At 70.1% G+C, this 24,659-nt stretch carries 25 protein-coding genes and 1 pseudogene; 4 read left to right on the plus strand and 22 right to left on the minus strand.

What is annotated here, in order from left to right; genetic code table 11:
- Positions 1–90 precede the first annotated feature (90 nt).
- The 11 genes from D581_RS0122810 to D581_RS0122860 form a co-directional block, all read right to left on the minus strand.
- The gene (locus D581_RS0122810) at positions 91–984 is read right to left on the minus strand and encodes a diacylglycerol kinase (RefSeq protein WP_018959513.1); all 894 of its coding nucleotides are present in this window, start codon (positions 982–984) and stop codon (positions 91–93) included.
- Between the two features lie 18 nt (positions 985–1,002).
- The gene (gene tatC, locus D581_RS0122815) at positions 1,003–1,968 is read right to left on the minus strand and encodes a twin-arginine translocase subunit TatC (protein ID WP_026290806.1); all 966 of its coding nucleotides are present in this window, start codon (positions 1,966–1,968) and stop codon (positions 1,003–1,005) included.
- 49 nt (positions 1,969–2,017) lie between these two features.
- Positions 2,018–2,314: a Sec-independent protein translocase subunit TatA gene (gene tatA, locus D581_RS0122820; protein ID WP_018959515.1), complete on the minus strand. Its 297-nt coding sequence runs from the start codon at positions 2,312–2,314 to the stop codon at positions 2,018–2,020.
- A gap of 219 nt (positions 2,315–2,533) precedes the next feature.
- Positions 2,534–2,731, minus strand: a complete 198-nt coding sequence (locus tag D581_RS0122825; protein ID WP_018959516.1) for a hypothetical protein — start codon at positions 2,729–2,731, stop codon at positions 2,534–2,536.
- A 75-nt stretch (positions 2,732–2,806) separates the two neighbouring features.
- Positions 2,807–3,118: a hypothetical protein gene (locus D581_RS0122830; protein WP_018959517.1), complete on the minus strand. Its 312-nt coding sequence runs from the start codon at positions 3,116–3,118 to the stop codon at positions 2,807–2,809.
- 22 nt (positions 3,119–3,140) lie between these two features.
- Positions 3,141–4,097 (minus strand): WYL domain-containing protein, encoded by a 957-nt coding sequence (locus tag D581_RS0122835; RefSeq protein ID WP_018959518.1) that lies wholly within the window; start codon positions 4,095–4,097, stop codon positions 3,141–3,143.
- Between the two features lie 13 nt (positions 4,098–4,110).
- Complete coding sequence (locus D581_RS0122840; protein ID WP_018959519.1) at positions 4,111–5,064, minus strand: helix-turn-helix transcriptional regulator; 954 nt, start codon at positions 5,062–5,064, stop codon at positions 4,111–4,113.
- Between the two features lie 163 nt (positions 5,065–5,227).
- Positions 5,228–5,602, minus strand: a complete 375-nt coding sequence (locus D581_RS0122845; protein WP_018959520.1) for an FKBP-type peptidyl-prolyl cis-trans isomerase — start codon at positions 5,600–5,602, stop codon at positions 5,228–5,230.
- A 44-nt stretch (positions 5,603–5,646) separates the two neighbouring features.
- Positions 5,647–6,585, minus strand: a complete 939-nt coding sequence (locus D581_RS0122850; protein ID WP_018959521.1) for an FKBP-type peptidyl-prolyl cis-trans isomerase — start codon at positions 6,583–6,585, stop codon at positions 5,647–5,649.
- A 149-nt stretch (positions 6,586–6,734) separates the two neighbouring features.
- Entirely contained in the window at positions 6,735–8,096 is a 1,362-nt protein-coding gene (pafA, locus tag D581_RS0122855) for a Pup--protein ligase (RefSeq protein ID WP_026290808.1), read from the minus strand.
- Positions 8,097–8,105: 9 nt separating this feature from the next.
- Entirely contained in the window at positions 8,106–9,365 is a 1,260-nt protein-coding gene (locus tag D581_RS0122860; protein ID WP_018959523.1) for an MFS transporter, read from the minus strand.
- 135 nt (positions 9,366–9,500) lie between these two features.
- Here D581_RS0122860 and D581_RS0122865 point away from each other — a divergent pair, with 135 nt between their 5' ends.
- Positions 9,501–10,535, plus strand: coding sequence for a LacI family DNA-binding transcriptional regulator (locus D581_RS0122865; RefSeq protein WP_018959524.1), 1,035 nt, complete (start codon positions 9,501–9,503; stop codon positions 10,533–10,535).
- Positions 10,536–10,592: 57 nt separating this feature from the next.
- Here the strand turns inward: D581_RS0122865 and prcA are convergent, their stop codons facing one another.
- The 6 genes and pseudogenes from prcA to arc all read right to left on the minus strand — a co-directional run bounded on the left by prcA (position 10,593) and on the right by arc (position 16,482).
- Positions 10,593–11,414, minus strand: coding sequence for a proteasome subunit alpha (prcA, locus tag D581_RS0122870; protein ID WP_018959525.1), 822 nt, complete (start codon positions 11,412–11,414; stop codon positions 10,593–10,595).
- Positions 11,415–11,470: 56 nt separating this feature from the next.
- Positions 11,471–12,316 (minus strand): proteasome subunit beta, encoded by an 846-nt coding sequence (gene prcB / locus D581_RS0122875; RefSeq protein WP_026290809.1) that lies wholly within the window; start codon positions 12,314–12,316, stop codon positions 11,471–11,473.
- Positions 12,268–12,460: pseudogene (locus tag D581_RS1000000142220) on the minus strand (endonuclease domain-containing protein); the annotation flags it as partial. The pseudogene D581_RS1000000142220 and the gene prcB, both read right to left, overlap by 49 nt.
- Before the next feature lie 160 nt (positions 12,461–12,620).
- Positions 12,621–12,839, minus strand: coding sequence for a ubiquitin-like protein Pup (locus D581_RS0122880; protein ID WP_003970166.1), 219 nt, complete (start codon positions 12,837–12,839; stop codon positions 12,621–12,623).
- 130 nt (positions 12,840–12,969) lie between these two features.
- Positions 12,970–14,481, minus strand: coding sequence for a depupylase/deamidase Dop (gene dop / locus D581_RS0122885; RefSeq protein ID WP_026290810.1), 1,512 nt, complete (start codon positions 14,479–14,481; stop codon positions 12,970–12,972).
- A gap of 234 nt (positions 14,482–14,715) precedes the next feature.
- On the minus strand, positions 14,716–16,482 hold the full coding sequence (arc, locus tag D581_RS0122890) for a proteasome ATPase (protein ID WP_026290811.1): 1,767 nt from the start codon (positions 16,480–16,482) through the stop codon (positions 14,716–14,718).
- Positions 16,483–16,722: 240 nt separating this feature from the next.
- Between arc and D581_RS0122895 the strand changes: the two genes are divergently transcribed.
- The gene (locus D581_RS0122895) at positions 16,723–17,034 is read left to right on the plus strand and encodes a ferredoxin (protein ID WP_018959528.1); all 312 of its coding nucleotides are present in this window, start codon (positions 16,723–16,725) and stop codon (positions 17,032–17,034) included.
- 51 nt (positions 17,035–17,085) lie between these two features.
- On the opposite strand, the gene D581_RS0122900 is transcribed toward D581_RS0122895, so the two are convergent.
- From D581_RS0122900 to D581_RS0122910, 3 genes are all read right to left on the minus strand, one after another.
- Positions 17,086–17,667, minus strand: coding sequence for a hypothetical protein (locus tag D581_RS0122900; protein ID WP_018959529.1), 582 nt, complete (start codon positions 17,665–17,667; stop codon positions 17,086–17,088).
- A 181-nt stretch (positions 17,668–17,848) separates the two neighbouring features.
- A complete protein-coding gene (locus tag D581_RS0122905) occupies positions 17,849–18,766 on the minus strand; it encodes a tRNA (adenine-N1)-methyltransferase (RefSeq protein WP_018959530.1) in 918 nt (305 codons plus the stop codon).
- A gap of 95 nt (positions 18,767–18,861) precedes the next feature.
- On the minus strand, positions 18,862–20,112 hold the full coding sequence (locus D581_RS0122910; protein WP_018959531.1) for a site-2 protease family protein: 1,251 nt from the start codon (positions 20,110–20,112) through the stop codon (positions 18,862–18,864).
- A gap of 177 nt (positions 20,113–20,289) precedes the next feature.
- On the opposite strand from D581_RS0122910, the gene D581_RS0122915 reads away from it, so the two are divergent.
- Positions 20,290–21,135, plus strand: coding sequence for a RecB family exonuclease (locus tag D581_RS0122915; protein ID WP_026290812.1), 846 nt, complete (start codon positions 20,290–20,292; stop codon positions 21,133–21,135).
- A gap of 9 nt (positions 21,136–21,144) precedes the next feature.
- Complete coding sequence (locus D581_RS0122920; RefSeq protein ID WP_018959533.1) at positions 21,145–21,816, plus strand: response regulator transcription factor; 672 nt, start codon at positions 21,145–21,147, stop codon at positions 21,814–21,816.
- Positions 21,817–21,937: 121 nt separating this feature from the next.
- On the opposite strand, the gene D581_RS0122925 is transcribed toward D581_RS0122920, so the two are convergent.
- Positions 21,938–23,536 (minus strand): ABC transporter substrate-binding protein, encoded by a 1,599-nt coding sequence (locus D581_RS0122925; protein ID WP_018959534.1) that lies wholly within the window; start codon positions 23,534–23,536, stop codon positions 21,938–21,940.
- 323 nt (positions 23,537–23,859) lie between these two features.
- Positions 23,860–24,570 (minus strand): HAD family hydrolase, encoded by a 711-nt coding sequence (locus tag D581_RS0122930; protein ID WP_018959535.1) that lies wholly within the window; start codon positions 24,568–24,570, stop codon positions 23,860–23,862.
- Between the last annotated feature and the right edge of the window lie 89 nt (positions 24,571–24,659).

Below are 24,659 nucleotides of genomic sequence, written 5' to 3' on the forward strand. Positions count from 1 at the left end.
CGTACGAGCCTACCCGTCACCTCTGACACTCAGCCCGATCTTTAAATGCCGCTCGGCCCGTCCCCGCGCCCGGGCCCGGCCGGCGCCTGCTCAGCCCCCGGTGAGCACCCGCACGGCCCCCGGTACGCAGGTGGCGGTGAGCGGCAGCTCGCCCAGCGGTTCACCGTCCGCGTACGCCGTGACCCCGGCCGCCGCCAGCTCGATCGAAAAGACCCGGTGCACGGTGACGGCCGGGTGACCCAGATGCGTGCCCTTGTAGACCTTCGGGAAGACCTTGAGGAGCGTGGTGCGGGTGCACCGTCCCACCACGGTCACGTCGAAGAGCCCGTCGTCCATCTCGGCGTCGGCACAGATCCGCATGCCCCCGCCGTACGTGGTTCCGTTGCCGACCGCTATGAGGGTGGCCTCGATCTCGGCGGGCTCTCCCCCGTCGAGCCGGATCCGGTACGGGATCGGCCGGAAGGCGGCGAGTTCGGCGAGGATCGCGAGGTCGTACGTGAACCGGCCGCCGACGAACCGCATCCGGTTGCCCCGGTCGTTGACCCGGGAGTCGAAGCCGGAGGCGAGGACCGAGCCGAACCAGCGCTCCCCGACCCGCCCGAGGTCGATGTCGCGGTGACCGCCCTCCTTGAGCGCCCGCGCGGCCAGCCGCCCGCCGGCGGCCGGGTCGCATATCGGCAGCCCCAGCGCGCGGGCGAAGTCGTTGCCGGTGCCGACGGCGACGACGCCGAGCGGGGTGGCGGTCCCGGCGACGGCCTGGAGGGCGAGGGACACCAGCCCGTCCCCGCCCACGGCTATCAGCGCCCCGGTCCCCGCCGCGACGGCCTCACGGGCCCGGCGCAGGGCGTCGTCGGCGTCCTGGCCCAGCACCGTCACGACGGAGAATCCGGCGTCCCGCAGAGCGGAAGCGGCCGGCTGCGCGGCGTGCGCGCCCCGGCCGCGTCCTGCGGTGGGATTGACGAAGAGGGTGATCTCGCTGGTCACCCGCCGGACCCTACAAGGTCAGGTGATGTCGTCGTAACCGTTCATCCGGTGCGATCCGGGACCGTCCGCCTCACCGGACGCCTGCCCCGGGAGTGCGGGGCGAGAGCCGGAGACACGCTCCACGCTCCCGACGGGCTCGGGCGTCAGATCGAGATCCGATGCCTCGTCGTCACTGAGCTCGGCGTCGGGGTTCCTGCGGTTGCGCCGCTTGTCGTTCAGCAGGGAGAAACCGACGGCGATGAAATAGAGGACCGCGAGCGGCCCGGCGAGAAGCAGCATGGAGATGGGCTCGCCACCGGGGGTCGCGATGGCCGCGAATCCGGTGAGGCCGATGATCATGCCGCGCCACCAGCGCAACATGCGGGTGCCGGTGAGGACCCCGGTCATGTTGAGGGCGATGAGCAGCAGGGGCAGTTCGAAGGCGAGGCCGAAGACGATCACCATGCGGGTGATCAGGTCGAGAAAGTCGTCGAGCGGCAGGAGGTTCGTCACGTTGTCCGGCGTGAAGCCGAGCATGATCTCGGCCGTCTGCGGCAGGATCGTGTACGCGAGGTAGGCACCTGCGGCGAACAGCGGAACTCCCGCGGCCACGAAGCCCAGGGAATACCGCTTCTCCTTCTGGTGGAGACCGGGAGCGACGAAAGCCCAGAGCTGGTACAGCCAGACAGGCGTGGCGAGGAGAACGCCCGCCATGAGGGACACCTTCAGCGCGATGGTGAAGGGCGACAGCAGGCCGTTGGTGGTCATTTCCGCGCACGGGCGGCCGTTGACCATCGTTTCGACGCCGTTCTTGCAGCCGACCGAATCAAGGATCGGCTTCATCAAGAACTCGAAGATCTCCTTATGGAAGAAGGCGGCCCCGATGACGGCGATCAAGATCGCCAGCACGGCCTTCAGCAGCCGGTTACGCAGCTCACGCAGGTGATCGAGGAGAGGCATCCGCCCCTCGTCGTCCTTATCCTGCTTGCGGGCAGACTTGAGCAACCCACTTCCCTCGTCTCGTGCGGCGGCTGTCGGCGGAGCGCGTCAGCTGTCAGCTCTGGGTGGTGGGCTTGGCCTCGCTGACCGGACGGGAGCTGGTGACGTCTCCCGGAGCGGCCTGGATGGTGCGCGCGGTGGTGGACTGCGGGGGCGTCGGGTCCTCGACGGTCTCCGTCGTGGGCGCCGCGGCCGGCGCGTCGTCCTTCTTCATGGCCTTGGCCTCGCTCTTGAGGATGCGGGCCGACTTGCCGAGCGAGCGCGCCATGTCGGGAAGCTTCTTGGCACCGAAGAGCAGCAGGATGACAGCGATGATCAGAACGATCTCGAGGGGCTTCAGATTGCCGATCATGTGCGACTTCCTTCTCACTGAGGCGGCTGGAGGGTGGGCTCGCTACCCGTTCGACCGGGCATACGTCCGATCGTTGCGCTTGGCAGCGATCGTAACCCGCAGGGGTAAACGCGAGGCAATGCCCGTGCGTACTCCTGCTTGCGACCCGCGCCTCCCTAGCCTGGGCCGACCCATGCAGCGTACCCCCCGGTGCGGGCGAACATCAGGCCTCAAGGGCCGTTATCGCAGGCCTTCGCCGGTGGTCGCGAGGCGGGTGGCCGCCCGTTCGAGGTCCTCGGACGCCCGGTTGATCCGCTCCGTGGTGACCGTGACCTGCCGGCCGAGACGCTGGGCCTCGACGAAGACCTTGACGCCGAGCACGCCGAGCACGGCGATGCCCAGGAACCCCAGGGCGATGGCGAGCATGGGCCAGAACATACGACGGTGCCTCTTCCTACGGGGCTTCCTACAGGACTTCCTACGGGGCTTCCGACGAGCGCGGCGGTCGGGTCGCTACTGGGCGGTGTGCAGGCGCAGCGTCCGTACGCCGCCGCCGGTGAGCAGTTCGATGATGCGCTCCCCGGCGGGCTTACGGACCGAGGCGCCGCATTCGGGGCAGGTGAAGGTGTAGAAGGTGGTGCGGCTGGTGGCGCCGATCGCGAGGCGCAGTGCCGCGGCGGCCAGCTCGAAGCGCCCGCGGCAGTCGGGGCAGGCGGCCCGGAAGCGTACGGCGGCGGGTACGGGCACCGGGACGGGTCCGGCGCCGGGCAGGGGCGCCGGGCGGATCCCGGGGGTGGTGGCCGCGAACAGGGGCGTCCGGTTCATCGTCGTCTCCCCTCCTCGGGTCTCAGACCGCGTCCTCGTAGGCGGCGAGTGCCTCGCGGGCGGCCTCGCTGGCGCTGTCCGCGAGCTCCGGCGGGGTGACGATGCGGCCGTCGCCGCCGAGGCGCAGGGCGAGCCGGCGCAGGGAGGCCGGGTCCGGGGTGCGCAGGGTGATCCGCAGGCCGCCGTCGGGGAGCTCGTCGGCGGAGTCGTGCGGGTAGTACTCGGCGACCCAGCGGCCGCCGGTGCCGACCTCGATCACGACTTCCGGGTCCTCGGCGGCGGGCTGGACCAGCCCCGCGGACAGGTCGCGCAGCTCCAGCTCGGGCGGGGCGGCGGGGGCGTCGAGGAGGCGGATCTCGGCAACCCGGTCCAGCCGGAAGGTCCGGCGGGCCTCGGAGAGCCGGCACCAGCCCTCCATATAGGTGTGGCCGACGGCGAAGAGCCGGATCGGGTCGACCTCGCGCTCGGTGAGTTCGTCGCGGGCGGGCGAGTAGTAGCGCAGCCAGAGCCGGCGGCGCTCGGAGATGGCCCGGTCGACGTCGGCGAAGACGCCGCCCTCCGCCTCGAAGGTCACCGAGAGGCGGGAGCTGGCCGCGCCGGACTCGCCGGCCGCCGTCTCCAGCTTGGCGGTGGCGCGGACGAGGGCGAGCCGGTCGCTCTCGCGCAGGCCGGGCAGGGTGGCGACGGCGCGGGCCGCGACGAGCAGCGCGGTGGCCTCGTCGGCGGCGAGGCGGAGCGGCTCGGCGACGTCGTCCGGGTTGTGCCACCAGATCCGGTCGCCGTCGGTGTCGATGTCGAGGAGGTCGCCGCCGCGGAAGCTGGTGCCGCACATGGGCAGGACGTCGAGGTCGGAGATCAGCTCGTCCTCGGTGATCCCGAAGGCGCGTGCCACGTCCTGGACGTGGGCGCCGGGGCGTTCGCGCAGATACGTCACCAGGGACAGCATCCGGCGGGTCTGGTCGATCGCGTTCGTGGCCATCGTTTCCCTGCCCCTAGTCCTTGGCCACGGCACGGAGCCGGTCCACCACATCGGCCCGCAGATCGGCGGGTTCCTCCACGACGACGTCCGGGCCGAACTCCACGAGCCAGGCGTCGAGTCCGTGCCCGTACGGGATCTCCAGCTCGTCCCAGCCGTCGCCGCGTTCCCTCACGGCTATCGCCCGCGACCGCAGCGGGTAGCCGGCTCCGGCGCGCAGCCTGATCCGGGCGGTACGGGTCGCGGTCTCGCCGGCCCAGCTCTCGACGGTCTCGCGGACGGTGACGACGTCGGGCACCTCGGCGCTGAAGGCCCCGGCGCGGGAGCGGACCTTGCCGGTGATGCGGGAGAGCCGGAAGACACGTTCGGCGCCGCGCTCGCGGTCCCAGCCCGCCAGGTACCAGTGGCCGCGCCAGCACTCGAGGGTCCAGGGTTCGACCTGGCGCTGCTCGGGGCGGGCGGAGTTGGCCTTGCGGTAGTCGAAGGTGACGGGGCGCCGGTCGCGGCAGGCCAGCATCAGGGGCTCGAACGCTGCCTCGTGGACGGGGATGCGGGGTTCGAGGGCGCTGTGGACCTCGTAGGCGTCCTCGGCCTCCGGCATTCCGGCGGCCCGCAGCTTCTGGAGGGCGCCGCTGGCGGCTCCGGCGAGGCGGGCCTGCTGCCAGACCTTGGCGGCGAGGCCGAGGGCCGCGGCCTCCTCGGCGTCCAGGGTGATGGGAGGCAGCCGGTTGCTGTCGCGGCGGGCCAGGTATCCGGTGTCGCCGTCGAGGTTCTCGACGGTCTCGATGACGAGGCCGAGCTCACGCAGATCGTCCTTGTCGCGCTCGAACATCCGGTTGAAGGAGTCGTCGGAACCCGCTTCGAGGTAGGCCTCGATGGATCCGCGGAGTTCGCGTTTGCTGAGTGGGCGCCGGGTCCCCAGCAGGCACAGCGCGAGGTTCATCAACCGCTCGGCCTTGGCAATCGCCATCGACGCCCTTTCTCTTGTTGCTCTACGACCGTCGACCGTACCGCCCCGGGGTGTGGGGACCAAAAGGCGGGCCGCCGACCGGAGAACGGTGACGGGACCCGCCGGAGAGCGGTGAGGGCCCCCGCCGTGCGGCGGAGGCCCTCATGCGCACAACCGGAACGGATCAGACCGCTACCAGGTCGCAGACGAAGATCAGCGTCTCGCCCGGGGCGATCTTGCCGCCGCCGGCACCGCGCTCGCCGTAGGCGAGGTGCGCGGGGATGATCAGCTCGCGGCGACCGCCGACCTTCATGCCCTGCACGCCCTGGTCCCAGCCGGAGATGACCTGGCCGGCGCCGAGCTGGAACTGAAGCGGGGTGCCGCGGTTCCAGGAGGCGTCGAACTCCTCGCCGGTGGAGAAGGCCACGCCCACGTAGTGGACGGAGACGGTCTGGCCGGCCTGGGCCACCGGGCCGTCGCCCTCCCAGATGTCCTTGATCTGCAGGTCGGCCGGCGGCTCGCCACCCGGGAAGTCGACCTCGGGCTTCTCGATGCTCACGGAAACTGCTCCTCTAAATGATGAACTGGACAACCGGGACAGTCTTACACCTTGGCGAGGACGTCCACGGCGAAGACCAGGGTGGAGTTCTTCGGGATGGCCTGCTGCTGCTGGTCTCCGAAGGCCTGGTCCGGCGGGATGACGAGCAGCACCCGGCTGCCGACCTTCTTGTCGACCAGGCCGTTCTTCAGGCCCTTGAGGGTGACCTGGGAGAGCGGGAAGGTCTGGGTCTTGCCCGTGGTGTACGTGTTGTCGAACTCCTTGGCGCCCTTCCAGATCATGCCGACGTAGTTCACGACGACGCTGTCGGACTCCTTGACGACCTCGCCGTCGGACTCCAGGACGTAGTTGGAGACGAGCTTCTTCGGCGGGTCGCCCTTGGGGATGGTGACCGTCGGGGCCTTGCCGTCGGTCTTGACTCCGACCTTGGGCAGGTCGACGTTGTCCTGGGCGACCTCGGTGCCCTTGGCGGAGGCCGGGATCTGGGTGGCCTTCAGGATGTCGACGACGAACACGAGCGTGGCGTTGGGCTTGATGTCGCCCTGGCCCTGCTCGCCGTAGCCGAGCTCCGGCGGAATGACCAGCTCGACGCGGCTGCCGACCTTCTGGCCGACCAGGCCCTTGTCCCAGCCCTGGATGACCATGCCCGCACCCAGCGTGAGGTCGAAGGGCTGCTTGCGGTCGAAGCTGTTGTCGAACGGCTTGGTGGAGTCCCACGCCTGGCCGAGGTAGTTGACCTGGATCGCGTCGCCGTTCTTGAGCTTCGCGCCGTCCCCCTCGCTGAGGACCTCGGTCTTCAGCTCCTTGGGCGGGTCACCCTCCCCCTTGGAGAGGGTGGGCTTCTCGCCGAACTTGGCGCCCGCGGTGATCGCGGGGACGCCGTTCTTGGACGAGGCGGAGTCGGAGGCCTTGTCGTCGCTGCCGCACGCCACTGCCGACAGCAGCAGGAGGGGGGCGAGAAGAAGGCCGGCAATTCGGCGCACTGGTTCCTCAGATCTCAGGGGGCACGGTGAATCGGTCCCGCAACACTCTAGGCCCTTTGATCCGGTGGGGGCCGGACCCCGCACGGACGGCCCCGGCCCCCAGAACCGGTGGGTCCTGGGGGCCGGGGCCGTGCCGCGGTGACGTCGGCTCACATGCCGGCGATCAGCTTCTCCACCCGTTCGTCCACGGAGCGGAACGGGTCCTTGCACAACACCGTGCGCTGCGCCTGGTCGTTGAGCTTGAGGTGGACCCAGTCGACGGTGAAGTCCCGCCGCTGCTCCTGGGCCCTGCGGATGAAGTCGCCGCGCAGCCGCGCCCGGGTGGTCTGCGGGGGCACCGACTTGCCCTCGAAGATCTTCAGGTCGTTGCAGATGCGGGCGGTCTGCCCCTTGCGCTCCAGGAGGTAGAAGAGGCCTCGGCGGCGGTGGATGTCGTGGTAGGCGAGGTCTATCTGGGCGACCCGCGGATTCGACATGGTCATGTTGTGCTTGGCCCGGTACCGCTCGATGAGCTTGTACTTCATGACCCAGTCGATCTCGGTGTCGATCCGGTCGAGGTCCTCGGCCTCGATCGCGTCCAGGGTGCGGCCCCACAGCTCCAGGACCTGGTCGACGGTGCCGGTGCGGATGCCCCGGCGCTCGACGAAGTCCACGGCCTTCTCGTAGTACTCCCGCTGGACCTCGATGGCCGAGGCCTCCCGGCCGCTGGCCAGGCGTACCTTGCGCTGCCCGGTGAGGTCGTGGCTGACCTCGCGGATCGCCCGGATCGGGTTCTCCAGGGTCAGGTCGCGCATCACCGTGCCCGCCTCGATCATGCGGAGCACCAGGTCGGTGGCGCCGACCTTGAGCAGCATGGTCGTCTCGGACATGTTCGAGTCACCGACGATGACGTGGAGGCGGCGGTACCGCTCGGCGTCGGCGTGGGGTTCGTCGCGGGTGTTGATGATCGGCCGGGAGCGGGTGGTCGCGGAGCTGACGCCCTCCCAGATGTGCTCGGCACGCTGGCTGACGCAGTAGACCGCGCCGCGCGGGGTCTGGAGCACCTTGCCCGCGCCGCAGATCAGCTGCCTGGTGACGAGGAACGGAATGAGGATGTCCGCGAGCCGGGAGAATTCTCCGTGGCGGGCGACGAGGTAGTTCTCGTGGCAGCCGTAGGAGTTGCCCGCCGAGTCGGTGTTGTTCTTGAAGAGATAGACGTCGCCCGCGATTCCCTCCTCGTGCAGGCGGCGTTCGGCGTCGACGAGCAGGCCTTCGAGAATGCGCTCGCCCGCCTTGTCGTGCGTGACCAGTTCGGTCACGTTGTCGCATTCGGGGGTTGCATATTCCGGATGCGATCCCACGTCGAGGTAGAGGCGGGCGCCGTTCCGCAGAAAGACATTGCTGCTGCGGCCCCATGACACAACACGGCGGAAGAGGTAGCGCGCCACTTCGTCAGGTGACAGTCGGCGCTGTCCCCTGAACGTGCACGTGACGCCGTACTCGTTCTCCAGCCCGAAAATGCGGCGGTCCATGACTGAACATTACGCCTTATGGCCTGAGCTGAAACCGGGTTCGACGGCTCCGTTTCGATCATTTTCCGATCCCGTCACGACGACGGGCGTACGGGAGGGGGGCGCGAGGACGTTTCCGGTGGCCAGGAGGACCACCAGGGCGGCCACTCCCCCGGCCCCGGCGACGGCGAAGCTCCAGGCCGTCGAGCCGAGTTCGACGGCCGGTCCCGCGACGGCCGTGCCGGCCGCCGCGCCCACGCCGAACGTGGTGACGAGCCAGGAGAACGCCTCGGTCACCGTGCCGCGCGGGGCGTGCCGGTCGACGACGATGAAGGAGCAGGCGATGGCCGGTGCGAGGAACACTCCGGCCAGGGCGGCGAGGGCGGTCATGACGGGCACCGAGGGGGTGAGCGTCAGCGGCAGATAGCCCAGTGCCAGCAGCCCGACGATGACCCGCAGCCGCTTCTCGGGGGCGCCGGCCCACTGCCGCGCCCCGTAGCCGAGTCCGCCGATCAGCGCGCCGAGCCCGAGTGCGGCCATCAGCCACCCGTACACCGATTCCCGGCCGTGGTCGTCCGCGTACGCCACCCCGGCCACCGTGATGGAGCCGAGGGCGAGCCCGACGAAGAAGAACGCGCCGAGCAGGGCGAGGAGCCCGGGCGCGCGCAGGGCGCCGAGCCAGTGCGCCTCACGGGGCGCGGAGCGCCAGGTGCGCGAGGGCGCGGACAGGACGACCGAGAGGGCGCCGAGGACCCCGATGGCGTTGATGACGAGCAGCGCGGCGGCAGGCGACCAGAGCGATACGAGCAGCGTCACCAGGAGCGGGCCGACGGTGAACATGATCTCCTGCGCCACGGCGTCCAGGGCGTAGGCCCGGTGCACCTGGCCCTCCCCCTTGAGGACGCTGGGCCACAGGGCCCGCAGGCCGCCCTCCAGCGGCGGTGTGGCGACTCCGGCGATGATGACGGCGAGGTAGGCCAGCGGGAGCGAGGAGAGGCCGGTGACGGCCAGCAGCGTCATGCCGAGCGCGGAGACCACGGCGGCCGGGAGCTGGACGCGGGGCTGCCCGTAGAGGTCGACCGCCCGGCCGAGCAAAGGCTGCCCGACGGCGGTGGCCAGTCCGTAGGCGGCGGCGAGCACGCCGGCCAGGGTGTAGCTGCCGCCCTCCGCCCGGGTGAACAGCACGATCGCGATGTGCGCGGTGCCGTTGGGCAGCCGCCCCACGAGGGTGCCCGTCAGCAGCCGGGCGGCATGCCGCGCCCGGAGGATGTCCAGATATCCCGCGGCCATGTCCGCCCCTCTCCGCCCCGGCCGGCTGCGCCGCACCCGAGGTGTTACGTATAACGTCGAGGTTCATACGTACCATGTGCGCAGTTCGCGGGTCCACCTCGCGGCGTTACGGAAACATCCCGCACGGAGGCACGAGTGACCAGCGCGCAGCAGCCCGGGCCCGCCCGGCCCACCAGCCGCGACGTGGCCCGTGCGGCGGGCGTCTCCCAGGCGACGGTCTCCCTGGTGCTCGGCGGGAAGTGGCCGGGCAGGGTGTCGGAGGCCACGGCCCAGCGGGTCCGGCACACCGCGGCGGAGATCGGCTACCGGCCCAATCTGGCGGCGCGCAGTCTGCGGCTCGGCCGCACCAGGACCGCGCTCCTGGTGGTTCCCGCGCTCACCAACGAGTTCTTCGCGCGGGTGTACGCCGGGGCCGCGGCGCTCGCCGCCGAGCACGACTTCGGCGTGGTGCTCTACCCCTCGCCCGACGGCACGGGCCCGGCCCGGGACCCGTTCGCCTCGGCCCGCGCCGCGCTCGACGGGGTCATCGCGTCCTCGATGGCAGCCGACGCGCTGGGCGCGCTGCACGGGGCGGATCTGCCGCTGGTGATGCTGGACAGCGACCCCTCGGACACCGGACCCGCCGCCCGTGTGAACCTCGACATCACCGACGGGATGCGGCAGGTGACGGGCCACCTGCTGGGGCTCGGCCACCGCCGCTTCCTGCATCTGGCGTCCGCCGTGGACACCTGGACGTTCGCCGTGCGCGCCGAGGCGCTGCACGACGCGCTGGGAGCGGCGGGGGACGTGACGGTGCGCACGGTGCGCGCCCCGCTGGAGGTCCGGGCGGGGCGCGAGGCGGCCGAACAGGCTCTGTCGGCCTCCGGGGACCGGCCCACCGCGATCATCTGCGACGACGACATACTGGCCGCCGGGGCCTGCAAGGCGGCCCGCAGGCTCGGGCTGCGGGTGCCGGACGAACTGTCGGTCACCGGATTCGACGATCTGGCGCTGGCCACCGCGCTGGAGCCGGAGCTGACCACGGTGCGGCTGCCGGCGGAGCAGGTCGGGGAGCGGGGCATGGAGGCGCTGCTCGCGGTGCTGGACGGCCGCCCCGTCGAGCGGGGCGGTCTGCCGGTCCGGCTCGTCGTACGCGGCTCCACGGCGCAGCCGCCCGCCGCCCGGACATGACGGTGCCCCCGGGCCGGGACCCGGGGGCAGAGCGCCCCGAGGGGCACCGCTCGTCCCCTACTTGTCCGTCTCCTCCGTGGAGTCGGGAGTGCTGTCGGCACGGTCCGCGCCGTCGGCACCGTCCGTGATGTCGGTGTCCTCGGTGTCGGACGGGGCGTCCGTCGGCGTGCTGCCGGCGGTCTCCGTGTCCAGCAGCCGGGCCAGCTGACGGCCGACGATCCGCTTGAACTTGCGCTGCTGCGGACGGGTGCGGTCCAGGACCGCGACCTCCAGCCGTTCCGCCGGGATCTCCCGCTCGCCGCCGCCCGGCTCCCGCGAGAGCGCCTGGACGGCCAGCTTGAGCGCCTCGGCCAGCGTCATCCCGTCGCGGTGGCGCTGATCGAGGAAGGTGCTGATCTGTTCGGAGTTGCCGCCGACCGCGACCGAGCCGTGCTCGTCCACGATCGAACCGTCGTGCGGCAGCCGGTAGATCTGGTCGCCCTCGGCGGCGCTGCCGACCTCGGCGACCACCAGCTCCACCTCGTACGGCTTCTCGGCCGCGCTGGAGAAGATGGTGCCGAGCGTCTGGGCGTAGACGTTGGCCAGCCCACGGGCCGTCACATCGTCCCGGTCGTAGGTGTATCCACGCAGGTCGGCGTAGCGCACGCCGCCGATGCGGAGGTTCTCGTACTCGTTGTACTTGCCGGCGGCCGCGAAGCCGATCCGGTCATAGATCTCGCTGAACTTGTGCAGAGCGCGGGACGGGTTCTCGCCGACGAACACAATGCCGTCGGCATACTGCAGCACAACGAGGCTGCGACCACGGGCGATGCCCTTGCGGGCGTATTCCGCCCGGTCGGCCATGGCCTGCTGGGGTGAGACATAGAACGGCGTCGACACCGGCTATCCGTCCCTTTCTGTCAGTGACGAGTGCGTCTGGAGGCTGGAGGTCCGGATCAGAGCAGCGCGGCGCGCGGGCCGTCGGGCTGCTCGAGTCGGCGTTCCAGGATGGAGCGCGCGATCTCGGAGGACTCCTGGTCGTTCAGCCTCCGGAAGCCTTCGTCGGTGATGACGGTGACGATCGGGTAGATGCGGCGGGCCACGTCGGGGCCGCCGGTCGCCGAGTCGTCGTCCGCCGCGTCGTACAGCGCCTGCACGACCAGGGTGAGGGCCTGCTGCTCCGTCAGGTCCTCGCGGTAGAGCTTCTTCATCGCGTTGCGGGCGAAGATCGACCCGGAGCCGGTGGCCGCGTAGCCGCTCTCCTCGGTACGGCCGCCGGTGACGTCGTAGGAGAAGATGCGGCCCTTCTCGCGGTCGACGTCGTAGCCGGCGAAGAGCGGCACCACGGCGAGGCCCTGCATGGCCATGGCGAGGTTGCTGCGGATCATGGTGGAGAGGCGGTTGGCCTTCCCCTCCAGGGAGAGCTGGGCGCCCTCGACCTTCTCGAAGTGCTCCAGCTCCAGCTGGAACAGCTTGACCATCTCCACGGCCAGTCCGGCGGTGCCGGCGATGCCCACCGCGGAGTACTCGTCGGCCGGGAAGACCTTCTGCATGTCGCGCGACGCGATCATGTTGCCCATGGTGGCGCGCCGGTCGCCGGCCAGGACCACGCCACCGGGGAAGGACGCCGAGACGATGGTCGTCCCGTGCGGCGCCTCGATGGCCCCCTGGAGCGGCGGCAGACTCCGGTTGCCCGGGAGCATCTCGGGCGACTGGTCGGACAGGAAGTCCATGAACGAGGACGAACCCGGCGTCAGGAAGGCAGCTGGTAGACGCCCGGTGCTACGAGTGTTGGCTTCCACGCGTTTCCCTCCAGGTATGCGATGGCCCTGCGCAGGAGAGTCAGGATCATCCCCCGACTTGCCGATGGCCGAATTGCCGTTGAAGCAAGTACGTACGTCACGGACCCTACCCGCCCGGCGGGAGTGATCCACATGTTCGGAGGGGGTTATCCGCACCGATCCGGCGAGACCGGGAAACGGCCCCGGATCGGCGGGCGGGGGGTGACGACGCACGCCCTGGCGAACGCCGTCACCCCCTCCCCCGTTGTCCGCGCGCATATCCGCGTGAGCACCCGGAACACCTCCGGGGGTTCACAGGGGTGAACTACTGTCCACCCTTTTGAACGAAGGACCGAACGAAGTCTTCGGCGTTCTCCTCCAGGACGTCGTCGATCTCGTCCAGGACCGAGTCGACGTCGTCACTCAGCTTCTCCTGACGCTCCGCGAGGTCCTCGGACGCCTGCGCGTCCTGCGCCTGCTCCTCGACCTCCTCGGTGGAACGTGTCGCCTTCTGCTGTCCGCCGCCGGTGTCCTTGGTCGCCATCTAGCTCACCCCGCTCGGTTCGAAGCAATCGAAGCTCTCGATCAGACCCTACCCACGGGGTCCGACATTTGACCCGGTAGTTGATGCAACGCCCGCGCCTCAGGTGATTGATTCCCAGCCCGGAGGCCTTTCAGCCGCCCGACAGCACCCGGACCAGCTCCTCCGCCGTCCGGCAGCGGTCCAGCAGGTCCTTGACGTGTTCCTTCGTGCCGCGCAGCGGTTCCAGGGTGGGCACCCGCTGCAGCGAGTCGCGGTCCGGCAGGTCGAAGATCACCGAGTCCCACGAGGCCGCCGCGACGTCGTCGGCGTACTGCTCCAGGCAGCGCCCGCGGAAGTAGGCCCTGGTGTCCTCCGGGGGCTTCGTACGGGCCCTGGTGACGTCGTCCTCCTCCAGGAGGCGCTTCATCTTCCCGCGGGCCGCCAGGCGGTTGTAGAGGCCCTTGTCAGGCCGTACGTCCGCGTACTGGAGGTCCACCAGATGCAGCCGGGGCGCGTCCCAGTCCAGCGCGTCGCGGCGGCGGTAGCCCTCCATGAGCTCCCGCTTGGCGATCCAGTCCAGCTCGCCCGACAGGCTCATCGGATCGGTCTCCAGCCGGTTGAGGGTGTCCTCCCAGCGGACCAGGATGTCCTTGGTCTGCTCGTCGGCGTCCGCGCCGTACCGCTCGTCGACGTACTTGCGGGCCAGCTCGAAGTACTCCATCTGGAGCTGGACCGCGGTGAGCGTCCGGCCGCTGCGGAGCGTGATCAGCTGCCGCAGGTCCGGGTCGTGGGAGACCTGGTGCAGGGTGCGCACGGGCTGGTCGACCGCGAGGTCGACGTTGATGAAGGCGTCCTCGATCATGGACAGCACCAGGGACGTGGTGCCGAGCTTGAGATAGGTGGAGATCTCCGAGAGGTTGGCGTCGCCGATGATCACATGGAGCCGGCGGTACTTCTCGGCGTCGGAGTGCGGCTCGTCCCGGGTGTTGATGATGGGGCGCTTGAGCGTGGTCTCCAGCCCGACCTCGACCTCGAAGTAGTCGGCGCGCTGACTGATCTGGAAGCCGTGCTCGTTGCCGTCCTGGCCGATGCCGACCCGGCCCGCGCCCGTGACGACCTGGCGCGAGACGAAGAACGGCGTCAGATGGCGCACGATGTCCGAGAACGGCGTCTCCCGCTGCATGAGGTAGTTCTCGTGCGTGCCGTAGGAGGCGCCCTTGTTGTCGGTGTTGTTCTTGTAGAGGTGGATCGGCTGCGCGCCCGGGATGGCGGCCGCCCGCTCGGCCGCCTCCGCCATGATCCGTTCGCCGGCCTTGTCCCAGAGCACCGCGTCGCGCGGATTGGTGATCTCCGGGGAGCTGTATTCGGGGTGTGCGTGGTCGACGTACAGCCGGGCGCCGTTGGTGAGGATGACATTGGCCAGGCCGATGTCCTCGTCGGTCAGCTGACTGGAGTCGGCGGTCTCGCGGGCGAGGTCGAAGCCTCGCGCGTCACGCAGCGGGTTCTCCTCCTCGAAGTCCCAGCGGGCGCGGCGCGCCCGGTGCATCGCCGCCGCGTAGGCGTTGACGATCTGGGACGAGGTGAGCATGGCATTGGCGTTGGGGTGGCCGGGGACGGAGATCCCGTACTCGGTCTCGATGCCCATTACTCGCCGTACGGTCATGCGGCCCTCCTTGCCCGGCGTCGGCCCCTCCGGGGACGACGCTCAAGTACCGCTGCTGTGTCCGGTGCGTGTGCGGTGCCCGTCACCGCACTGCGCGACTCGGCGGTACCGCAGAGCCTAGAGCGCCTCTGCGCCGGTGGGGAGCTCCATTACGACATTGCTCCGGCTCGGCCGGAACGGGGGAATGAAACCGGCTGCGGAGGCCCCTGGGGGCTTCCGCAGCCGGTCCGCGTATTACAGGTATTGGCCGGTATTGGCCACCGTATCGATGGAACGGCCGGTGTCCGCACCCTGCTTTCCGGTGACGAGTGTGCGGATGAAGACGATCCGCTCACCCTTCTTGCCGGAAATCCTGGCCCAGTCGTCCGGGTTGGTCGTGTTCGGCAGGTCCTCGTTCTCCTTGAACTCGTCCACGCAGGCCTGCAGGAGATGAGCGACCCGCAGCCCCTTCTGGCCCTGTTCCAGGAATGCCTTGATGGCCATTTTCTTCGCCCGGTCGACGATGTTCTGAATCATCGCGCCGGAGTTGAAGTCCTTGAAGTAGAGGACTTCCTTGTCGCCGTTGGCGTACGTGACCTCCAGGAAGCGGTTCTCCTCGGACTCCGTGTACATCCGCTCCACGACGGACTGGATCATGGCGTGGGCGGCGGCCGGCCGGGAGCCGGTGTGCTCGGCCAGATCGTCCGCGTGTAGCGGGAGCCCCGGGGTGAGGTACTTCGCGAAGATGTCCTTCGCCGCCTCGGCGTCCGGACGCTCGATCTTGATCTTCACATCGAGACGGCCGGGTCGCAGGATGGCGGGGTCGATCATGTCCTCGCGGTTGGAGGCGCCGATGACGATGACGTTCTCCAGGCCCTCCACACCGTCGATCTCGGCGAGCAGCTGCGGGACGATGGTGTTCTCCACGTCGGAGCTGACGCCGCTGCCGCGGGTACGGAAGAGGGACTCCATCTCGTCGAAGAAGACGATGACGGGGGTGCCCTCGCTCGCCTTCTCCCTCGCACGCTGGAAGACCAGGCGGATGTGCCGCTCGGTCTCGCCGACGTACTTGTTGAGGAGCTCGGGGCCCTTGATATTGAGGAAGTAGCTCTTCCCCGCGGGCTGCCCGGTGACCTCGGCGACCTTCTTGGCGAGCGAATTGGCGACGGCCTTGGCGATGAGCGTCTTGCCACAGCCGGGCGGACCGTAGAGCAGGATGCCCTTCGGCGGGCGGAGCTCGTGCTCCTTGAAGAGGTCGGGGTGCAGGTACGGAAGCTCGACCGCGTCGCGGATCAGCTCGATCTGGTCGCCCAGGCCGCCGATCTTGTCGTAGTCGATGTCCGGGACCTCTTCGAGGACCAGCTCCTCGACCTCGCTCTTGGGGACCACCTCGTAGACGTAACCCGACCTGGAGTCCAGGAGCAGGGCGTCGCCGGAGCGGATGGTGATGTCCAGCAACGGCTCGGCGAGCCGCACCACCCTCTCCTCGTCGGTGTGCCCGACCACCAGGGCGCGCTCGCCGTCCTCAAGGATCTCCTTGAGGGTGACGATGTCCCCGGCGCGCTCGAACTGCATGGCCTCGACCACGTTGAGCGCTTCGTTGAGCATGACCTCCTGGCCACGCCGGAGGTCGTCGAGCTCGACACTGGGGCTCACGTTCACCCGGAGCTTGCGGCCCCCGGTGAAGATGTCGCAGGTGCCGTCCTCGTTGGCCTGCAGGAAGACGCCGAAGCCGGCCGGCGGCTGCGCCAGCCGGTCGACCTCCTCCTTGAGGGCCACGATCTGGTCACGCGCCTCACGGAGCGTGTTGGCGAGCCGCTCGTTCTGTGCGGACACGCCTGCCAGGTTCGTCTGCAACTCGACGATCCGCTCTTCGAGAATCCTCGAGTGACGCGGAGAGTCGGCGAGCTTACGTCGCAGGACGGCGATCTCCTGCTCGAGATAGGCAACCTGGCCGGCTGGGTCCTCTGACCCTCGCGCGGGCCGGATGCCGCGGTTGATGTCGTCGTCGTGGGCTGCCACGGTCCTCACCTCCTCCATGGGGAGCTGGACGCTTCCTGACCCTACCTGGGTGGGTGGTGATTGAAACCCCTAGATCACAAAGACTGCGGGGTGTGTCCGATCTTCACCCTTGCGCTCTCCCTCACGTCAAGGGAATACCCACCCTTCGCCACCGGAAAGCCGCCGGTTGTATCGTCGAACTGTTCAACACCCGTCAGGGCTGGCTCCAATTGGTTCAGATACGCAGGAACGGCAGGACACATGACCGTGCAGCAGGACTCGCCGGGCGACAGTGACACGCAGGACCTGGAGGTCTGGATCGACCAGGACCTCTGTACGGGCGACGGCATCTGTGTGCAGTACGCCCCCGACGTCTTCGAGCTGGACATCGACGGCCTGGCCTATGTGAAGAGCGGCGACGACGAGCTCCTGCAGAGCCCGGGGGCGACCACGCCGGTGCCGCTGCCGCTCCTCCAGGACGTCGTCGATTCGGCCAAGGAGTGCCCCGGGGACTGCATCCACGTGCGGCGCGTCAAGGACAGCGTCGAGGTGTACGGACCCGACGCCGACTAGCCGGTACGGGGGGCTCGCGCCCCGAGCCGGCCGGAGCCTCGCGGTGCGCGCTCAGACGCTGCGTGCGAGGTCCCCGGAGGTGCGGACGAACGCCTTCCCCTTCCACCGCCAGGAGGCCTGTTCCTCCTGGTCGGGGCAGCAGCGGGGCACGTCGAGCGAGGAGTAGCCGAGCAGGGTCGCCGAGACGAGGCCGTCACGTACGGCGAAGTCGCCGACGGTCTTCCTGTCAGCGGGGTCCACCAGGGTCGCCACGACCCTGGGTGCGGCCCCGCTGCTCCGTGTCAGGACGTAGATGCCGCCGGGCGGGGTCCCCGATCCGGCGTCGCAGTGCACCACGGCGACGGTTTCCGGCCGTCCGTCGCCGTCGAGGTCCCCGGAGGCCTTCTTCGCGACGGTCGTCCCGGCGCCGCCGCACTCCAGCGGGAACTCCGCGCCGGCCGGGTCGGGAGCGGGCACGGGGGCGCCGTGCTGCGTGGTGGCCCGCTGCTCGGGGGCCGTCGCGGTCGCGGTGGCCGTACGGGGCTGGAGCAGCCCGGCCAGTGCGACGACCCCGGCCATCGCCGCGGCCGTGGCGAGCCAGTGCATCGGCTTGGCGGCGGTGTGGGCGAGATCCGGGAGCGCGGGGGTCTGCACGCGGTATGTCTCCTGATGGTTCCTGGAAGCCCGGTGAGGGGGTGGGGACACCTCCGAGGGGTTGCCGGCATCGTGCCACACCTCACACCGGGGCGGAACGGCGGGGGCAACGAAAAGGCGCCGCCGCGCAGTTCCCCGGTCGGTCGGGGAACTGCGCGGCGGCGCCGGTACGTTGGACGGGTCAGCCGCGGTCGGCGGCGGAGCCTCCGCGGCTCTGGCTGCCGGGTCCGTCGTAGTCGTCGCCGTAGGCGCCCTTGGACGGGCGGCGGCGGCGCAGCGGCGGCTCGACGCCGTCCGCGAGGCGGCGGGCGGTGACCAGGAAGCCGGTGTGGCCGATCATCCGGTGGTCGGGGCGGACGGCGAGACCCTCCACGTGCCAGTTGCGGATCATCGACTCCCAGGGCTGCGGTTCGGCGAAGCAGCCGATCTCGCGGATGGACTCGACGGTGCGCGAGAGCTGGGTGGTGGTGGCCACGTAGGCGCAGAGGATGCCGCCGGGCACCAGGGCCTTGGAGACGGCCTCCAGGCACTCCCAGGGGGCGAGCATGTCCAGCACGACGCGGTCGACGTCGGTGTCGGAGAGGTTGTCCTGGAGGTCGCCGACGGTCAGCTGCCAGGCCGGGTGCGGGGAGCCGAAGTAGCGCTCGACGTTCTGCTGCGCGATCTCGGCGAAGTCCTCGCGGCGCTCGTAGGAGTGCAGCATGCCCTGCTCGCCGATGGCGCGCAGCAGGAAGGTGCTGAGCGAGCCGGATCCGACCCCGGCCTCCACGACGCGGGCGCCGGGGAAGATGTCGGCGAAGGCCAGGATCTGGCCGGCGTCCTTGGGGTAGACCACGGCGGCGCCGCGGGGCATGGACAGGACGTAGTCGGGGAGCAGGGGGCGCAGCGCGAGATAGGCGACGTTTCCCGTGGTGCGGACAACACTGCCCTCGGGAGCACCGATCAGCTCGTCGTGCGGGAAAGAACCCTTGTGGGTGTGGAAGTTCTTTCCGGCTTCGAGCGTGAAGGTGTAGTGGCGGCCCTTGGGGTCGGTGAGCTGTACCTGGTCCCCGACCTTGAAGGGCCCACGTCGGCGGGCGGCACCGGTCGGTTCAGACATGTGACCAGCCTACCGGTGATTCCCGGGCCGCCGACCGCGCAGGCCCGCAGCCGCCGACCGCCCGGGCCGCGGCCGCCGACCGTCCGGGAGGGCCGTCAGGCGCCGGGGCGGGCCATGGCCTTGACGAAGGCGCGCTCCACGTCGGCGGTGGAGAGGACTCCGTAGATCTCGCCGGTCTCCTCGACGACCAGGTACTCGGTGGCGGGGGTGGCCTTGAGCCGGTCCAGGAGGGCTTCGCCGGCCAGTTCCGCGGGGACCTTCATGCCGTCGGTGAGGTCCTGGGCGAGGCCGCTGACGGCGACCCAGGGGCGGCGGTGTTCGGGGACTCCGACGATGGCGGCCTCGCGGACGACGCCCTTGGGGTTGCCCTGTCCGTCGACGACGACGAGGGCGCGGGCGCCCGCCTCGTTGGCCCGGCGCAGCGCTTCGGAGAGCGGGGTGGCGGACTCGACGGGGACGGCGCGGCGGGTCAGGGTGCGGGCCCGGAGGTCGGGCAGGTGCTCGCGGAGGCGGGCCATGCGCAGGCTGTTCCCGGCGCCGGTCCAGATGATGCCCGCGAGGATCGCGGCGAGCAGCGCGTCCATGACGGTCTCGACGCCGCCGATGTTCTGGGCGGTGCCGCCGAGTGCTCCGGTGTGGGTGAGCAGCGGCAGTCCGACGAGGACGACGACGGCGAGGCCGCGGCCGACCCAGGCGGCGGCGATCGTGCCGCTCATGGGCTTGCCGGTGATCTTCCAGACGACGGCGCGGAGCATCCGGCCGCCGTCCAGCGGCAGGCCGGGCAGCAGGTTGAAGGCGGCCACGATGAGGTTGGAGATCATCAGGCCCGCGACCAGGACGCCGGGGACCGTGCCGGGCTCGACGAACTGCATCGCGCCGTAGAAGACGCCGCCGAGGACCAGGGACAGGAGCGGTCCGACGAAGGCCAGGACGAACTCGCGGCCGGGTGTCTCGCTCTCCTTCTCGATCTCCGAGACGCCGCCGAAGAACTGGAGCTGGATGCGGCGGACGGGGAGCTTGTAGCGCAGCGCGGCGACCGTGTGGGCCAGTTCGTGGACGAGCACGGAGGCGTAGAAGGCGATGGCGAAGAACAGGGCGACGAGGTAGCGGGCGGCGCCCAGCTCGGGCAGCACACGGTCGAGCTGGCCGCCGAACACCCAGGTGATCAGCGCGGCGACGACGAACCAGCTGGGGGCGACGTAGACGGGCACGCCGAAGGGCCGGCCCATGAGCAGGCCGCCGCCCGGCTCGGCGGGACGTTTCGGCTTGCCGTTGTCGGGATCGGCGCCGGGGGCCGTTCCCCCTGCGCCGGGCTGCGGCCGCCCGCTGTCGCCGCTGTCGTCCACGGGGTCCCTTCGGTTCGGTGAGTGGCGTTTGCCACGATCATGCAGTGTGCGAGGGTCTGCCGTCGATGGTAAGCCGCTCGCTGTCAGTGGCGGGCCGTAGGGTCTGGAGACATGACTTCCGTGCCGCGGCCGCCCCAGCCGCCTTCGTCCCTGTCGCCGTCGCGGGCGAGCGATTTCATGCAGTGTCCCTTGCTCTACCGCTTCCGGGTCATCGACAAGCTGCCGGAGAAGCCCAGCGAGGCGGCTACCCGCGGCACGCTGGTCCATGCGGTGCTGGAGCGGCTCTTCGACGCACCGGCGGCCGACCGGACGGCGCCGCGGGCGCGAGCGCTGATTCCCGGCCAGTGGGACCGGCTGCTGGAGTCGAAGCCGGAGCTGACCGGGCTGTTCGCCGGGGACACCGAGGGGGAGCGCCTGACGCGCTGGCTGGGTGAGGCGGAGCGGTTGGTGGACCGGTGGTTCTCGCTGGAGGACCCGACGCGTCTTGAGCCGGCGGAGCGTGAGCTGTTCGTCGAGACGGAGCTGGAGTCGGGGCTGCGGCTGCGCGGGGTGATCGACCGGGTGGACGTCGCACCGAGCGGCGAGGTCCGGATCGTCGACTACAAGACGGGGAAGGCGCCGCGGCCGGAGTATTCCGACGGTCCGCTGTTCCAGATGACGTTCTACGCGCTGGTGATCTGGCGGCTGAAGGGCGTGGTGCCGCGCCGCCTCCAGCTGGTCTATCTGGGCAGCGGGGACGTGCTGACGTACGACCCGGTGGTGGCGGACCTGGAGCGGGTGGAGCGCAAGCTGCTGGCGCTGTGGGAGGCGATCTCGCTGGCGACGGAGACCGGTGACTGGCGGCCCCGGCCGACGAAACTGTGCGGCTGGTGCGACCACCAGGCGGTGTGTCCGGAATTCGGCGGGACTCCCCCGGTATACCCGCTGTCGGTCCGCCCGGCGGATTCGGGTGAGGATGGCCAGGGCAGAATGGGACCGGTCCAGGCCGAGGCCGGCCGTGCCGTGGCCCTTGAGGGCCCTTAAGGAGTTCCTGTGGCGATCCGCGTCCTTCTGGTCGATGACCAGCCTCTGCTGCGCACCGGTTTCCGGATGATTCTGGAGGCCGAAGGCGATCTGGCGGTGGTCGGTGAGGCCGGTGACGGTCTGCAGGCCATCGAGCAGGTGCGGGCGCTGCAGCCCGATGTGGTGCTGATGGACATCCGGATGCCGCGGATGGACGGCGTGGAGGCCACGCGTCAGATCACCGGCCCCGGGAAGGACGGCCCGGCGAAGGTGCTGGTGCTGACCACCTTCGATCTCGACGAGTACGTGGTGGAGGCGCTGCGCGCCGGGGCGAGCGGCTTCCTGCTGAAGGACGCTCCGGCGGCGGAGCTGGTCCAGGCGATCCGGGTGGTGGCGGCAGGGGAGGCGATGCTCGCGCCGAGCATCACGCGCCGTCTGCTGGACAAGTACGCGGATCACCTGCCGTCCGGTGAGGACCCGGTGCCGGACGCCCTGCACACGCTGACGGACCGTGAGGTCGAGGTGCTGAAGCTGGTGGCGCGGGGCCTGTCCAACGCGGAGATCGCGGCGGATCTGTTCGTCAGCGAGACGACGGTCAAGACGCATGTGGGCCATGTGCTGACGAAGCTGGGCCTGCGCGACCGGGTGCAGGCCGCGGTGTACGCGTACGAGAGCGGGCTGGTGCGTCCCGGCGCACAGTAGCGGCCCCGCACACCCGCACCACAACACACACGCACACGCACACGCACACGACGAAGCCGTCCGGCCCGCCCCCGTCCTGGAAACAGGAGGGGGCGGGCCGGACGGCTTTCCGGTCAAGGTCTCAGACGTTGGGCCGGTTGAGCTCCCAGAGCTGGAGTTCGGAGGTGGCGCTGACGGAGCGCTCCACACCGGCGATCCCGTCGCGGGAGGCCACGTACTGCTTGCCCTGCCAGATCGGCAGCACCGGAACATCGGTGGCGACGATGTCCTGGAGCTTCTCGTAGGTGGGGCCGGCGGCGGTGCGGTCGGTCTCGCGGCGGGACTGCGGGATGAGGACCTTCTGCGCCTCGCGCGAGCGGTAGGGCGAGTTGAGGAAGTTGTTCTCGTCCAGGAAGGGCGCGGTGTAGTTGTCCGGGTCCGGGAAGTCGGGGAACCAGCCCATGCCGTAGGCGGCGTAGTCGCCGCGCTTCTGCTCGGGGCGGTACTGCGACCACTCCTTGCCCTGGACGGAGACGTCGAAGAGGCCCGAGCTGTTCAGCTGCTGCTGGATCGCCTTGAACTCCTCGGCGGTGGCCGGGCCGTAGTGGTCGCTGGTGTAGTGCAGGGTGAACTTCACCGGCGTCTTGATCCCGGCGTCGTCGAGGATCGCCCGGGCCTTGGCGGCGCTGGGCTCGCCGTACTTGTTGAAGAAGGCGTTGGTGTGCCCGGCGATGCTGGACGGGATCAGCGAGTACAGCGGTTCGGCGGTGGTGCCGTACACCTTGCCCGCGATCGCGCCCCGGTCGACGAGCTGCGCGATGGCCTGCCGGACGGGCTTGCTGACCGCGGGGTCCTTGGTGTCGAACCCGAGGTAGCTGATGGCCAGGCCGGGCAGCTCGGTGAGCTCGATGCCCTCCTCCGGCTCCACGAGCATGTCGCGGGCCTGCTGGGGCGACATCGCCCGGGTCATCATGTGGATCTTCTCCTCGTCGAGCGCCTTGCCCATGGCCTCGGCGTCGGGGAACAGTTCCATCTCTACCTTGTCGTTGAGGACCTTCAGCTCGCCCTTGTACGAGGGGTTCTTGGTGAAGGCGATCTCGACGACCCGGCCGTCCTCGACCCGCGGCTCCATGGTGTACGGGCCGGAGCCGTTCACCTGGAAGCCGGTGCGGCCCTTCTTCGCCGGGTACTGCGCCTTCGGGACGATGCCGGCGGCGGGGGTGGCGAGTTTGTACGGGAAGGTCGCGTCGGGCGCGTTCAGGTGGAAGATCACCTGGTCGTCGCCCTTGGTCTCGATCATGTCGATGTTGGCGAGGAGTCCGACCGGCCCGCTGTCCGCGTCGATGTCGATGACGCGCTGGATGGAGTGCTTGACGTCCTCGGCGGTGACGGGCGCCCCGTCGGCGAAGGTGAGGCCCGCCCGCAGGGTGCAGCGGTAGCTCTCGTTCGCGGTGTCGGTGAAGGTGCAGCTGCGGGCGGCCTCGGGCACCGGCTCGCCACCGCCGCCCGGCACCGTGGTCAGGGTCTGCACGGTCTGCCGCAGGACGTTCCAGACGCCCGCCTCGTAGCCGATGGCCGGGTCGAGCGGCGCGGGGTTCTCCTTGGAGGCCACGAGCTGGTCCGTGGTGCCGACGACGATGGCTCCGTCGCCACCGGCGCCGCTGTCCGTGCTGCCGCAGGCGGCGAGCACGGGGGCGAGCAGGCCGACGACGGCCGGCAGCACCAGGGTCTTGCGGTTCATCTGGACGTTCTCCCTCATCCCGGCAGGTGAGGAATCCAAGCTAGTAGCCGCGGGTGGCGCCTCCGACCGCCCGGCGGGCGGCTCCCACGCCTCCGGCGACCGGATGGGATGACATACACCCACGATTACGGACAGCTCATCCGATCCCGGCAGCCCTCCGCAGACCCCCAGGTGAGGAAGGTCACCTGTCGGACCTCTTCACAGGGGCACCCCGCAACTGATCCACATCCACGGAACGTTGCCGGAACGCACACGAGGACGACCAGGAAATCCACTGTTCGTTCACAAGTGCGCGGCGGGCGCGGGTGCACGCCCGGCGCGGGTCAGCCCGTTCCGCCCGCCTGGGTGATGAGCTTGCGCAGGAAGGCGAGGTCGACCTCTTCGAGGGAGCCGACGACCACACGTCCGGCCGCGGGCGCGATCGGGGCGACGGAGGGCACGGCAACGACCCGGCAGCCAGCGGCCTCGGCTGCGGCCACTCCGGTCGCCGTGTCCTCGATGACGGCACAGCGCCAGGGGTCGGCCCCGAAGCCCGCGGCCGCGGTGAGGTAGGGCTCGGGGTGGGGCTTGGTCCGGGCGACCTCGTCCCCGGCGACGGTGAGCGCGAAGTGGTGGCGGCCCACCGATTCCAGCACCCGGTCGATGATCCGGCGGTGGGAGGCGGAGACGAGCGCGGTGGGCACCTCGTACGCGGCCAGTTCGGCGAGCAGCCGCTCGGCGCCCGGCATCAGCGGCACCCCGCGCTCGATGCGCTTCTCGAATCCGTCGTTGAGCAGCACCGTCAGCTCGTCCAGCCGGACGTCGGCGCCGGTGACGTCGATGAGGTAGCCGGCGCTGCGGGTCATCGGACCGCCGACGACCACGTCCCGCCAGGCCTCGTCGAGCTGGTGCCCGAGGCCTGCGAAGACCTCCTTCTCGACGTCCCACCAGAAGCCCTCGGTATCGACCAGGGTTCCGTCCATGTCGAGAAGGACCGCCTGCAGGGCGGCGCCTTCGGCCGTGCGGGTCAAGGACGCGGGGACCGTACTGGTCATCCGGCACACCTTCCGTAAGGGACGAGAAGGCCGGCCGCCATTCCCGGAGAACGGGAGGGCGACCGGCCTGCACTGGACCGACCAGTGTA

Source organism: Streptomyces sp. CNB091 (genome assembly GCF_000377965.1).